The sequence below is a fragment of the Providencia rettgeri genome (genome assembly GCF_023205015.1).
Lineage (GTDB): Bacteria > Pseudomonadota > Gammaproteobacteria > Enterobacterales > Enterobacteriaceae > Providencia > Providencia rettgeri_E.
This window is the reverse complement of record NZ_CP096258.1, coordinates 758,686-771,664: the sequence shown is the minus strand read 5'-3', so window position 1 is coordinate 771,664 and position 12,979 is coordinate 758,686. Positions and strand designations below refer to the sequence as shown.

The 12,979-nt window shown below is 42.5% G+C and carries 9 protein-coding genes; all 9 read right to left on the bottom strand.

Annotated features, from left to right (window positions below; genetic code table 11):
* Positions 1–18: 18 nt before the first annotated feature.
* The 9 genes from mcrC to M0M83_RS03200 all read right to left on the bottom strand — a co-directional run bounded on the left by mcrC (position 19) and on the right by M0M83_RS03200 (position 12,691).
* Entirely contained in the window at positions 19–1,146 is a 1,128-nt protein-coding gene (mcrC, locus tag M0M83_RS03240) for a 5-methylcytosine-specific restriction endonuclease system specificity protein McrC (RefSeq protein ID WP_001277095.1), read from the bottom strand.
* Positions 1,146–3,344 (bottom strand): McrB family protein, encoded by a 2,199-nt coding sequence (locus M0M83_RS03235; protein ID WP_048609058.1) that lies wholly within the window; start codon positions 3,342–3,344, stop codon positions 1,146–1,148. The genes mcrC and M0M83_RS03235 overlap by 1 nt, the downstream gene beginning before the upstream one ends.
* A gap of 15 nt (positions 3,345–3,359) precedes the next feature.
* Positions 3,360–6,524 carry a type I restriction endonuclease subunit R gene (locus M0M83_RS03230; RefSeq protein WP_048609060.1) on the bottom strand — a complete coding sequence of 1,055 codons (3,165 nt, stop codon included), beginning with the start codon at positions 6,522–6,524 and terminating at the stop codon, positions 3,360–3,362.
* A 4-nt stretch (positions 6,525–6,528) separates the two neighbouring features.
* Positions 6,529–7,683, bottom strand: a complete 1,155-nt coding sequence (locus M0M83_RS03225) for a BstXI family restriction endonuclease (protein ID WP_002040530.1) — start codon at positions 7,681–7,683, stop codon at positions 6,529–6,531.
* On the bottom strand, positions 7,680–8,384 hold the full coding sequence (locus M0M83_RS03220; protein WP_000829999.1) for a restriction endonuclease subunit S: 705 nt from the start codon (positions 8,382–8,384) through the stop codon (positions 7,680–7,682). Before M0M83_RS03220 ends, M0M83_RS03225 begins: the two co-directional genes overlap by 4 nt.
* The gene (locus tag M0M83_RS03215) at positions 8,377–10,092 is read right to left on the bottom strand and encodes a type I restriction-modification system subunit M (RefSeq protein ID WP_001065598.1); all 1,716 of its coding nucleotides are present in this window, start codon (positions 10,090–10,092) and stop codon (positions 8,377–8,379) included. Before M0M83_RS03215 ends, M0M83_RS03220 begins: the two co-directional genes overlap by 8 nt.
* Before the next feature lie 8 nt (positions 10,093–10,100).
* Positions 10,101–11,081: a WYL domain-containing protein gene (locus tag M0M83_RS03210; protein WP_048609063.1), complete on the bottom strand. Its 981-nt coding sequence runs from the start codon at positions 11,079–11,081 to the stop codon at positions 10,101–10,103.
* Positions 11,082–11,398: 317 nt separating this feature from the next.
* Positions 11,399–11,698 carry a hypothetical protein gene (locus M0M83_RS03205; protein ID WP_048609064.1) on the bottom strand — a complete coding sequence of 100 codons (300 nt, stop codon included), beginning with the start codon at positions 11,696–11,698 and terminating at the stop codon, positions 11,399–11,401.
* Positions 11,699–11,785: 87 nt separating this feature from the next.
* Positions 11,786–12,691 (bottom strand): 3'-5' exonuclease, encoded by a 906-nt coding sequence (locus M0M83_RS03200; RefSeq protein WP_048609065.1) that lies wholly within the window; start codon positions 12,689–12,691, stop codon positions 11,786–11,788.
* Between the last annotated feature and the right edge of the window lie 288 nt (positions 12,692–12,979).

The following is a 12,979-nucleotide window of genomic DNA, read 5'->3' as shown; positions in this document are numbered from 1 at the left end:
GTTGATCGAATGTGACCATTATTTTTTCTCCTGGAAACTCTTTTGTAAAAGAGCAAGTAGGCGCTCTCTGATTGAAATAGCTGACTCACCTAAATTAACAGTGCAAAACCATATTGGGTGGCCTTGAATTGTTACCATCTCAGCGACTTCTTTATCTACTGTCGGGTGAAGTAACATGCCAATACTTTCAAGTGATTTGGGGTCTGAAGTGTCTTCCTGGCTTCTAAGGTAAGTATACATTTGGTAGATATAACCACTGCGAAGAGTCTGTTCCCTATGCCAACCTTTAGTGGTCACTGAATTGAATTTTGTGTCGATTACCAAACGCTTGTCTGGTGAACGATTATCGATAATGATGTCTGTTTTCATGCTGGGAAGAATTTCGTCTATCCCTGAGCTTTTATCTGATATCTGCCAATCAAACTGTTTGCCAGCCAATACTCGCCACTCTCTTTTATCTAGTGCTACGGCATAGAAACCCGCTACAGCTTTTTCAAACAATTTTCTAAGCCACTCTTTTCGAGTGTCAGGAGCTGTTAGATGAAATTGACCGTCAAACTCTGTGGGTATAGCGAGTGAAAAAGCCAAATCGGCTGCAGCAACCATCTTCTGATCGCTAATATCATGGCGTCCAAATCTTTCCGACTTTCCGCTGTAATTTATTGGCTTTGCCTTGCTCACGCCTAGACGTTCTAAACTCAGCATTAAGGCTCGGCATTTATGGGCAAGAGTTGGTTTAATATTCAGCTTTGATAATCGTTCTAATGCAGATCTAACATAACGATTACGGGGAGTATCTACCGTTAACTCATCAAAGCGACAGCATACCTTACCTTTTTCAAGTAGCCTTTGCCGCTCGGTGGTTAGGGTATCTATGCGTCCACGAACTCGATTGATTACAGCAACTTTCGATTCATACCCATAGCTTAAATTTCGCATCATGCGTTCTTCAACTTGATGGCAGAGAATCTCGGCAACCAAATCTGCTATGTCTTCTGGGTTGTCTTCTACGTCGACTTTATTGGTGCCAAGGTGGCGATAAAGGTCCGAAGCATAGAGCATCAACAACCACAGGTTACGAACAGGAATCTTTCCTAATCGTCTCGACGAAGTAGTTTGGCTTTTCGCTTCAATAACGGCAGACATTAGATGCCTTCAACCAAAGCGTCTTTGGATTTGATAGCGCGTTCTATATCGTCAAACCAGTATTCTTCAAGAAGCGGTCCAATTTCAGTTTCTACGACACCTTGAAACCATGCTGCAGCATCTTCAATCTTTGTATTTAACGGTGGTGTTACATAACTGTGGCCGATTTTAAACTGAGGGCCCAAGTTGCGTTCTTTTGAAATCTCGTTATTTAGTGAGACTATGCGCTGTTCAATTAACTGCAAAAAATCGTTATCAATACCAGCCTTACTATGAACCCAATTGCGCCATGCCTCACCGAGCGTTGGCTTAAGATCAAAAAATGCGAATCGGCGACGTAGAGCAAGGTCAACAAGTGCTAATGAGCGGTCGGCAATATTCATAGTGCCAATAACATAAAGGTTAGCGGGAATATGAATTCTTTCGCCTTCAGCTCGACGATAACTAAGCTCCAAAGCTTCACTTGGCGTGCGCTTGTCAGCCTCTAACAATGTGAGCATTTCGCCAAAAATCTGAGCAGGGTTTCCTCGGTTAATTTCTTCGATAACGACTACGTGTTTGCTGCTCGCATCTTTTTTGGCTTCATTAATCATTTCCAGAAATGGACCATCAACGAGAGTTAATTTTCCTTCGCCTGATGGCCTCCAACCACGCACAAAATCTTCATATGATAGATTGGGGTGGAACTGAACAGCGCGTAGAGAGTTTTCGTCCTTTTGGCCCATTAACGCATATGCAAGTTTCTTTGCGAGCCATGTCTTACCAGTTCCCGGAGGGCCTTGGAGAATAAGGTTTTTCTTATGTCTAAGCTGAGTAATTATTTTTGCGATGCTTTCTCTTTCAAGAAAACAACCATCGGCAATGATGTCGTCAATTGTATAAGGTTCAATAGGCGCAGTCTGAACAGCAACTTCGTCTTCTTCTGCCGATAGCTCCTCGTCATCAAGGTCAGTAGCATTCGGATGAGCGGATGTGTCGGTATCCTTAAATAGCCAGGCCGAAAGCGACAGTTCTGGAAAAGAGTGTACGGGGTAGGCGTCCTCTTGAAATCGTGTTTCTAGATCATCAATCAGACCGAAGTAATCTCTTGAGCTACAGCGACCTTTTTCGCCATTCTTGCCTATTTCTAAACCCAGCTTTTTAGTGATGTATGCCTGTGATTGGCCATCAAGTGTCAGATACTTCCATGGTCTAATCCAATACAGCCCCATTGAGAGGTTCCAGCCGGTTCCCCAGCATTTAGTCGCAGTTTCATAAGCATCGTAAAGTGCCTCTGCGGTATCAGTTTCTGAGTTATTAGCGTGTTCTATGGCGGCCTCAAAAAGGTTCCATAGTGTATCAATGTCATGTTCACCCCGTCGGTATTTGTATCCAAAAAACCAAGAGCGCTGATTATTAACAACAGGGATACCTTCAAAGGAATTAGGAACAGGCGTTTCAACTTTCAAAAAAGCAGCAAGCTCGCTTGCGATGGCTATTCGGTTAGCATCGGTAATGCCCCGGTTAAACAGGCCGAAGACGGTAAACGGGCAAATATCACTTAGCAAATCTTTTGTGCCTTCCTTAGGCTGATCTTGAAGGACAGAAATGCTTTCAATTTTGTTCGGTAAATCGTGGATGGCTGCCATTAAAGAAGCACGATCATCCTTGTAAGTTAATAGCTTGTCGGCAAACTCTTCGTAAAATTGGGTCCATTTAAAACGCTGTTTATCGACAGGGGTATCACCAAAGCGCTCCTTCCAATAGGGAGCATTGCGAAAACGATCTATATCCTGGGGTTTATTATTGAAAGTGAAGTCAATAAGCCCCTCTGTCATCCAATCATCGGGAGAAACGCGCCAAATAGTGCTGCGATTGGTATAGAAATACCATTCATTAACAGGCTCAAAGCGTGGTTGCCATTCAACATCGACAAACCGGCCATCGCCATGATTACGGGTAATCACACCAATAGCTTTGATCCCCATTACTGAAACAGTCTGGCCTTTAGTATCAAAAGGGAGCTCTCGCTTTCTTGTATATGACGATTTAATGGCAATCTTGTCGCCCGGCTGCATACTGCGGACTACATCGAGATATTTATCTTCATAGCCATTTTGCCAAACGCCATCGTTGAGAAAACGCTCCGTTTGGTCTTCACTACCTTTGCCGTAGGATGCACCCACAAACCAGAATGAATTAGATTTATTTGTTGTCATCTATAAAAGCACCCTTTATTTCGTCCATGAATTCGACAATGTCTCAGCCTGCTTCAAAATAAGCTCTACAGCTTCAGCGGCTTTGTCAGGTGGATATTTGTAACGCTGTAAAGTGCGGCGCACGAGTATTTTTAATTTAGCTCGAACACTGTCACGAACTTGCCAATCAACCGTGGTCGATTTTCTGAGTTTGTCTGTGATTTCGACGGCAATCTTTTTAAGGATCTCATCACCAAGTTCACGTACTGCACTTTCGTTGTTGGCTAGAGCATCATAAAACGCGATTTCATCTGGATTTAACCCCAGTTCAGCCTCGCGCATCATTTCTTCCTGAAACTCTTTGGCCATTTGAATAAGTTCTTCAATGACCTGAGCTGTTTCAATGGCGCGGTTATTGTACTTTCTAAGCGTTTCTTGCAAGCGGTCTGCGTATTTCTTCTCTTGCACAACGTTATTACGTGTTTTCGCTTTAATGTCATCCTTGAGTAGTTTTTCAAGTAATTCAACGGCCAAGTTGCGCTCCGGCATCTGTCGCACGTCTTCTAAAAACTCATCCGATAGCAAACCAATATTGGGCTTGTCCAAGCCACAAAGTGCGAACACGTCAGCAACGCCTTCGGCGATCACTGCGTTATCTAGGATCTGTTTCAGTGCCGAGTTCTTTTCTTCCTGAGTGCGCTTTCTATCTACGCTGGTAAATTTGCTGATGGCGGCCTTAATGGCTGAGTAAAAGGCGATTTCTTTCCTTAACTCTTTAGCCTCATCCAAGGTACTGCATAGTGAGTATGATTTTGTTGCCGCCAACACTAAGTCTAAGAAACGCTTTTTGCCATCCTCTAAGCCAAGTACATAGTTAGCGGCAGGCACCAATAGTTTGTGCGCTTGAGTTTCATACCCCGATATGTCCAAACCATCGGATTTTGGTGTTTTACCAAACATGCCACGGATAGCATCAATTTTTTCTAAAAGAATGGAAAACGCTTCTTCTGCATTGAGTGTTGGCTCGCCTTTACCTTTAGAGTCTGTATAGGTTTTCAATGCTTGCTTAAGCTCGTTAGCAATACCAATGTAGTCAACAACTAAACCGCCTGGCTTGTTTTTAAATACGCGGTTAACCCGCGCAATGGCCTGCATCAGGTTATGGCCTTTCATCGGTTTATCCACGTACATAGTGTTACAACAAGGCGCATCAAACCCCGTTAACCACATGTCCCTGACAATGACCAACTTCAGAGGATCATTCATATCTTTAAAGCGCTTTTCTAAGCGTTTTTTGGTTTTTTTGTTATAAATATGGGGTTGCAAAAGTGGCTTGTCCGAAGCTGACCCTGTCATCACAATCTTAATCGCCCCTTTTTCAGGATCATCCGAATGCCATTCTGGGCGCAGTGCAATAATCTCATTGTAGAGATGCGCACAGATATCACGGCTCATAGCCACTATCATGGCTTTACCATCCATAGTGGCATTGCGTGTCTCAAAGTGCTCGATCAAGTCAGCTGCAACTTGGCTTAATCTAGGAGTCGCACCAACAAGCTTTTCAAGACGGCTCCATTCCCCCTTAGTTTTTTCACGGTTGCTGACGTCCTCTTCGTCCTCTACCACTTCATCAACTTGATCGGACAACTCAGCGATTTCAGCATGGTTCAAATCAAGCTTTGCCAAGCGTGACTCATAATAAATAGGAACGGTTGCGCCATCATCTACTGCATCTTGAATGTCGTAGATGGACACATAGCCACCAAATACAGCGCGAGTGTCTTTGTCTTCTTGTGAAATGGGTGTACCAGTAAAACCAATAAAGGAAGCAGACGGTAGCGCATCGCGCATATGCTTGGCGTAACCAAACTTATATTGACCATCTGCACTTAAGGTGGCTTTCAGGCCATATTGGCTGCGGTGTGCTTCGTCTGAGATAACAACTATATTGTGACGCTCATTGAGTATTGGATGATGCTTCTCGTCGTCAAGCAGGGCAAACTTTTGCACTGTGGTAAAAATGATGCCGCCAGACTCTCTTTCAGCTAACAACTGTCTTAGCGCATCTCGGTCAGATGCTTGAACAGGCGTTTGCTTCAAGAGCTCAACTGCGTTGCAGAACGTGGCATAGAGCTGACCATCTAGATCATTGCGGTCGGTAACAACAATCAGCGTTGGGTTATTCATAGCCTTTTGTTGAAGCAACATACCGGCATAACAACACATTGAAATACTTTTGCCGCTGCCTTGAGTGTGCCAAACCACACCTGCTTTTTTACTACCAGGTACTACCTCATCGGCATAGGTTGCCCGCTTCTCTGTTACGCCATCAATTTGCTGAGCCGCAATGACTGTCGTCTTTACCGCTTCTCGCACAGCATGAAACTGGTGATAACCAGCAATCTTTTTAATGATCGTCTCACCGTCTGTTTCAAACAATACAAAAAATCGTATGTAATCCAGCAGCAACTCACGATCAAAAAAACCGCGAACCATGGTTTCTAGCTGCCACTCCAGTAAAGGTTTATCGTTTTCATTATTAATAGTGCGCCAAGGCATAAAACGCTCTTGGTTAGCAGTTAGAGAGCCGACCCGAGCGGTGTAACCATCACTGACTACTAGCGCCTCATTGAAGATAAAAAGGTCTGAGACTTCATCTTTATAGGTTTGCAGTTGATTAAAGGCATCCCAAATATCGGCATTTTCATCGCTTGGGCTTTTCAACTCAAGAACAGCAATCGGTAAGCCGTTGATAAAACAAATGACATCAGGCCGACGTGGCTGTTTGGTGCCAGTAATCGTGAACTGATTGACGACAGTAAATAGATTATTGTTCAAGTTATCGAAGTCGATAATAAAAACATGATCCTGTATCGATTCACCATCGGCTCCCTTATATACAACAGGAACTCCTTGCAACAAGAAACGATGAAAAGAACGGTTACTTGTAACTAAATCAAAAAAATCAGGTTTTAATATAATGGCTTTAAACTGTTCATAGCAGATATCTATTTGAACAACAGGAATATGGTTATTGATTTTTTCAAATGCTAATTTTAAGTAAGTTTCTAAGATAACGTCAGAGTAATTTTTTCTCAGAGGATTGTTGCCATCTGGACCAATATCAGGCCCATGAAGAATATCCCAATGATTTTCCCTAAACCAACCTAAACAAAGGCTCTCTAGATTTTCTTCATTCATAACTTTAATCCCTCTCTATATACAGCTCTTCAGAGATTCTGATCCAAACAGCTCCATTCGGGGATCTAATCATCTTGTCGTCATCACTAATCCACCCAAAAGTTTCAATGCTATCACCAATTAACTTAGCTACTTTTATATCCATTTCCTTTACTTCAGCAAGCGAATAACATCTTCGCTGCCCAAGCTTGGTATTACAAGTTGCATGCCCCCAAGAAACGTAGAAGTGATTATGATGCAACCGTTCATATTCAAGTGGAATCATATGAAATAGATTTACTGTAGTAGAACGATTGGTTCCATCTACTATTAGGCCAGAGTTTAAAAGAGATTCTTCATTCTCAAGGTTTATATGACTATGAAGCTCATCATATGAAATTCTTTTGAGGCATAGTGGGCAAGTTGTAATATTTCCTTTCATCATCCCAAGATAGTTATAGTGAACCCCATCACTAAGTGAGCACTCATCTAGAATTAATTTCAGATGTAATGCTTGTGATGCTGTATATGGGCTAGACGATGTATGTATAATTTGCCATGCTAAAGATGCTTGTGATAGAAAATTAGTTTCCTTGTTAGCATATTCAGGAGCAAAAATCCCCTGCGGTGGCCCTTCGATAACTTCATTTTTTATAATTTTCTTGCCTCCACCAACTTTTGGAAGGCGAAGAATATAATGCCCTTTGTCTAATACTTCTGAACTTCTTTTTTCAACGATATTTCCATTCTTATCCTCCAAGTGACGAACGGACCATTCGTCAAGCGGTGGAAACTCATCAAAAGATTGATGAGAGCGATACAATACAAAAGCATTTTCACCGATTACGAGTGGCTCACCATCTGGCAAATTTATTTCACTCAAAATACCTGAAGAAATAAAAGCTTGATCAGGGTACAGCCTTACGATGTACCCATCTTCATAGTTTGAAGTATCAATAACATTAATCTTTTCAAAAGGAATGATAACTTTATTGTTTCTATAAACATGATTTTGATAAGCCCCCTTCTTTCCTCCTCGCGGTGTTGCGTAGCCTGCTTTTGAAAGTTTTTTCTTATCTTTTTCTTCCAGAAATGACCAGCAGTTAGTCGGCCAAGGATCGCACTTCCCAGTATGACCAATCAACTTTCGGCAACTACCTTTTTGACACAAACCAATCATAATGAGAGCCTTTTACTAAGATCATCTATTGAAAGCTCCCCTGAAAATAGTAGGAACATCACCTGATTTATTGTCTTTTCTAACTCGTTACTTTCTGCTTTTATATTGCTAAGTTGCTGCATATCTAATGCGGATTGTTCTAGTGCATGCCCTGATAGTTTACAAAACTGAAGTGCGCTAATTACTTTCAATATTTTGTCTTGTACATCTACTGAAGGCACTGATATGTGAAACTCAAAGAGATCACTTTTATAGAGTTCAGGATATGTTGAACCATTAGCAACTGCGTCAAGATAAGGCTTATTCAAGCGAAACCAATATGCTAAATAAAGCGGCCTCAAAAGTGGCCCACATGTAAAATTCAAAAAACCTTGATTTGTAGCCATAGGAACAGTGTTGACAGCAACTGCACCAACAGGGGCTCTTTTACTGAGCATTACTGTTCCTGCAGGCAATAGTTTTGCTGCCGAACTTTTAAGACCTAAAGTAGTGATATTTCTCTCTGTTTTACTGACGTAAACACCATCCATGTCAGTAATTTCTTTGGGAGTTAGCCATGGAATATCTCCTTCCCAATAATCATCTTCATTTGTTTTGGGTGTGCCACCTGATTCAACCTGAAGAATTAATCCAGTTTTTTTACAAGCCTCTAAAGTTCCATGAAACCAATCTTTATGACTTAATAGAAATGGTTCAGCCATTTGAAACTTTCTCCATTATTTGTTTTGTTTTTTCAGCCGCCAGAACTACTTCATTAAGCCTATTACTTACTTTTTGAATATTCTTAAACATTTCAATCTGTGCTTCCTTCGATACAAGATTTTTCCTGTCAAAACCCACATATCGACCTGGTACAAGGGCATATTTATGCCTTTCTATCTCACTTATATCAACACTTCTACAAAACCCAGGCTGATCTTTGTATCCTTCAGATCTAACCCAGTCTTTATAACAATCCGCTATTTGTTCTATTTCAGACTTTGATAGAGATCTGATTACTTTAGTCTCAAGAGTTCCTAAATTTTTAGCATTGATAAATAGCACATTTTTCGCTCTGTTTTGTCTTTTGTCTTTTGCTTTACTAAAGCACCAAATACATGCACCAATTTGCGTGTTAGTGAATAAATGTGTCGGGAGAGCAATCACACAATCTAATAAATTACTATCAACGATGGACTTCCTTATTTCATATTCGTCTTTAGCATTTACGGTCAAAGACCCATTTGAAAGTAAGATTGCTGCCTTACCATTAGAATTTAGGTGATGGATAATATGTTGAAGCCATCCATAATTAGCATTCCCTTTTGGAGGTGTTCCATACATCCATCTTATATCTCCTTGTAACTTTTCACTCCACCATTCTTTCATGTTAAACGGAGGATTTGCCATTACGAAATCAGCTTTAAGATCTGGATGCTGATCATCTAGAAAAGTATCAGCGTTTTTATTCCCAAAATTAAAATCAATGCCTCTTATAGCCATATTCATAGCCGCAAGCTTCCATGTGGTAGGATTGCTTTCTTGACCATAAACAGATATGTGTTTTTTTTGTTCTGATGCGTTGTATTTTTTTTCTTTTGCGTGTTCTTCAATAAATTTTTCACTTGAAACGAAAAATCCACCCGACCCCATTGCAGGATCATAAACCCGCCCCTGATATGGCTCTAGCAATTCAACAATTAGAGTAACAATACTTTTAGGTGTGTAATACTGCCCACCTTGTTTTCCCTCAGCCAACGCGAATTGCCCCAAAAAATATTCATATACATGACCAAGAATATCTTTGCTTTTTAAGCTTAACTTCTTTCCATTAAACTCAGGATTACTAAAACTCGTATCAGAGAATCTATTTATTAACTCTGTTAGATTCGTATTTTCAACTTCGTAACGACTTATTCGAGGTAAAACTCCCTTTAACTTTGGATTTGCTGGCTTATCATTTATCCGATGCGACTCTATTTCATCCAGTGCATTGTCAATCAACCATGAAATTGATCTCAATTTAATTTCATTTCCATGACTATCTTTGTCAATTACACTACCGATCGGAAGAGAAGCAGTACTTTTTATAAATTTCCATCTTGCCCTTTTTGGTATCCAGAAAACGTTTTTCTCTTGATAGTATTCGTGCAGTTCTAACTCTGCATTGACCGCATCGTTGTATTCTTCGTCAGAGTCATAATCTTCACGAGGCATGTAATAAATATTGTCATCGCTATCGTCCTGAGTAAACAACTGACGTAACTCTTGTTGGCGCTCTTCAAAAGCGTCTGACACATACTTTAGAAAGATGATCCCTAGCACGACATGCTTATAGTTAGCGGCATCGAGGTTGTTACGTAACCGATCGGCTGCCGACCACAACTTTACATCGAGTTCTTTTAAAAACTGCTGTTCTGAATTATTCATGTTCTTCCCTATGCTGTGACGCTATCGAAACCAGGCGCAATCGCAAGGTTACCGACACCGTATAAAGTTTGATAATTTTTTAACCATAAATGAAATTCGGGTGTTTTTAGCTGAGCTGCTTTGGAGCAATCGACATTCCATTGTCTGAGTAAATAACCTGCCGTTGCCGCTCTAATCTCAATCTTTAAAACACCACCTTTCATGCCATAGTCAAGCTCAATCGCTTCGCTGTGCTCTATGCGTGGGTGCGGTACTAACTCAAGCTCTACAAAGCGATTCCATTGCCGGTCTTGGGTTTCAAGTTCAGCCTCTGACAGAATGGAATCCTCAAGCACGACCGCTGCTTTAATTCGGGTAAGCACAAAGTCACGGAACCCATTTGGCGCTCCGCTTTGGCCATGCTTGCGGTCAAAACCACGAACATGCCAACGCAGGCCATTGTCCACCAGCGTATGCGGTACAATTTCACGCGTTGTTTCACCGCTCGATAACGACACATAAGTGATGCTCAAGGCTTTGCCTTTGTGAATGGCCTCGGTGACCTTCGCCACTATCGATAAACTCGGCTTGTTAAGGTGATAAGGCGCTTCACAAGCCAGAGGCGGTTTTACCTTTCCACTGAAGCCATCGCCGTACCCTTGGCTGATGGTTGCCAGTGTTCGAACAACGTCATAGTCGAACAAGGGTTCAAATGCTTCACCACGTTTATGCAACTTGAGCTTTTGGTCATACTCAATGTTGCTTGGTGCAAGCTCTCGGTACATTGTGAAGTCTTTCGTTGCTTGTGCAGCAGCTATGCTGAAGCGATCGACTAAATCCGCCCGCACCGCTTCTCCCTTAAACAATAAAGTGAAATCGATGTGGGCAATGCGATCCCTGGTTGCTTGTGGCAACTGCGCTATCTGCAAAAGCCTATCTGGCTTTCCTTTCGCGCCTTCTTTAGCGAGTGAACTCGCTGGTACCGTTTGTTTCAGACCATCATTTGTCATGCGTCTTGTTTATCCAATTCAACCAGTTTCTTAAAACTCTGTTTATAAAGTACGGACCGACATCGCGTAATCACATTGAAAAGCACCACTCAATGCTGCTCTTCATCCGCAATGACTAATCAATCTCTACCGGTTGAAGCTGGACAGATGGCCATAACACACTGAATAGGCTTCAACCTAATTAATTTTATTAAGTATCATCCTATCACAAATTATTTTGTAGGGAAGACTAAGCGGCAACTTTTTGATCTGGATTGCAATTGCCGCTCAGGTATGGGCGTGAAGACACTGTTTCATGCCATTGCTGGTAGCCGCTATCAATGCGCTACCCGAACCAATGGCACCACGATGTTACCGCGATGCGATACCCCTTTGTCCGACTCTGTAGACATCAGGGCTCGTTGTTCACTCTCCCGAATGCGCCTAGCAACCTCTGCCTGGGCTGGTAGCAATGGCAACATCCCTTCAGCAATCGCGTCTGGGGCTGAGTCTTGGCCACAGGACATCAAGTGCTTCCATGGATCTTTAAGAAAGCGCTCGAACGTGATGCCAAATTCAATGATGCGGGCAGAGACGAAGATTTCGCCCCAGTATTCAATGTAGGTGTCTTGGTACATGGAAAGATTCCTCTTGTTGGTTAAACCATGAGTTCACTTTCCATTTTCCAGAGGTTTTCAAATATGCAAGGCTTACCTTGTAGAGAGCTACAAAGCTTTAAATCGATTACGGGCATCTTTGTAGTCATAGTGGGCATGTTCTGAGCCACGATGATACAAATCATCCAGGTAAGTTTGTTCCTGCGGCAACTCGTCTTCGCTGATTTCGCGCCACCAATGCTTGTTGGCACCTTTAACGCCGTCATGCCAACGGTAACCACGTTCTTTTAAATAGTCCTTTACGTCAAACGGCGCACCAAACGCACGAACTAACACAGTTCGCCTGTCTGCTTCAGACAACAAGTTTGCAACGGACTCGGGCAACAAATGGAACAACCAGGCCATCGCCAAACAATCGGTTGCGGCTCGGTGTCCTTCATAAAACCAACCTAAGCGAAGCAGCAGGTACTCAAGCTTTCGACTTTCAAAACCCAGCGCCTTCCAATCTATGCCACTGGCTGAACAGGCCCAAGATAGATGGCCTAATGCAGCAAACCGCTTTTCAAAGAAAGGACGATCAAACTGTGCATTGTGTGCAACCACCAGCGGATCATCGGATAACCAACTCGCTACCAGTGAATCATCAATGCGCTGGCCTCGCACCATGTCATCGGTAATACCGGTTAACTCTGTAATCAGCTCGGGGATTGGCTTGCCGGGATCTTCATACAAACTGATCACATCAACAATCGACACAATCCGCTTAGCCGAGGGACTGTAAAGCACCTTAACCATACCAAGCTCAATAATGGACTCGTCATCGGCAGACAGTCCAGTTGTCTCTGTATCGAGCAGCACCATTGGCTGTTCATCACCGACCACAGGAGATAGTTCAAGTGGCCAGGACTGCGGCTCACGCGTTAATGGAATACGCTCCAGCAATCTAAAATCTTCTGGTCTGTCTGGGATATCCGCGAGGCGCTCTAGCGGAAATGGCGCAGGGGCTCTTGTCATTGATGGTTCCTCTTCAATTCTATTGTTCGCTTTAGGTGATTTCACTGTGCCACAGGTTTTTCTAAATGCACCTTGGATACCTCAGCGTTTTTTTAATCTTTCTACTGGGTGAACCCATGTATGAAGGCTTTGGCTAAGCCTTTCAGAAAGCCTTAGCTAAACCCTTTAGGTAACCCTTACCGATACCCTTTAGGTATGGCTTAGCCAACCCCTTTTCAAACGGTTGAAAAAGGCTTGAACTGAGTTCGACTGAGCATTTTAATGATGCTCCTGACTTCGCTTTAAGCC

Excerpts from the sequence above, each read along its gene's own strand:
- mcrC (WP_001277095.1), bottom strand. The coding sequence starts at position 1,146 with ATGTCTGCCGTTATTGAAGCGAAAAGCCAAACTACTTCGTCGAGACGA.
- M0M83_RS03235 (WP_048609058.1), bottom strand. The coding sequence starts at position 3,344 with ATGACAACAAATAAATCTAATTCATTCTGGTTTGTGGGTGCATCCTAC.
- M0M83_RS03230 (WP_048609060.1), bottom strand. The coding sequence starts at position 6,524 with ATGAATGAAGAAAATCTAGAGAGCCTTTGTTTAGGTTGGTTTAGGGAA.
- M0M83_RS03225 (WP_002040530.1), bottom strand. The coding sequence starts at position 7,683 with ATGATTGGTTTGTGTCAAAAAGGTAGTTGCCGAAAGTTGATTGGTCAT.
- M0M83_RS03220 (WP_000829999.1), bottom strand. The coding sequence starts at position 8,384 with ATGGCTGAACCATTTCTATTAAGTCATAAAGATTGGTTTCATGGAACT.
- M0M83_RS03215 (WP_001065598.1), bottom strand. The coding sequence starts at position 10,092 with ATGAATAATTCAGAACAGCAGTTTTTAAAAGAACTCGATGTAAAGTTG.
- M0M83_RS03210 (WP_048609063.1), bottom strand. The coding sequence starts at position 11,081 with ATGACAAATGATGGTCTGAAACAAACGGTACCAGCGAGTTCACTCGCT.
- M0M83_RS03205 (WP_048609064.1), bottom strand. The coding sequence starts at position 11,698 with ATGTACCAAGACACCTACATTGAATACTGGGGCGAAATCTTCGTCTCT.
- M0M83_RS03200 (WP_048609065.1), bottom strand. The coding sequence starts at position 12,691 with ATGACAAGAGCCCCTGCGCCATTTCCGCTAGAGCGCCTCGCGGATATC.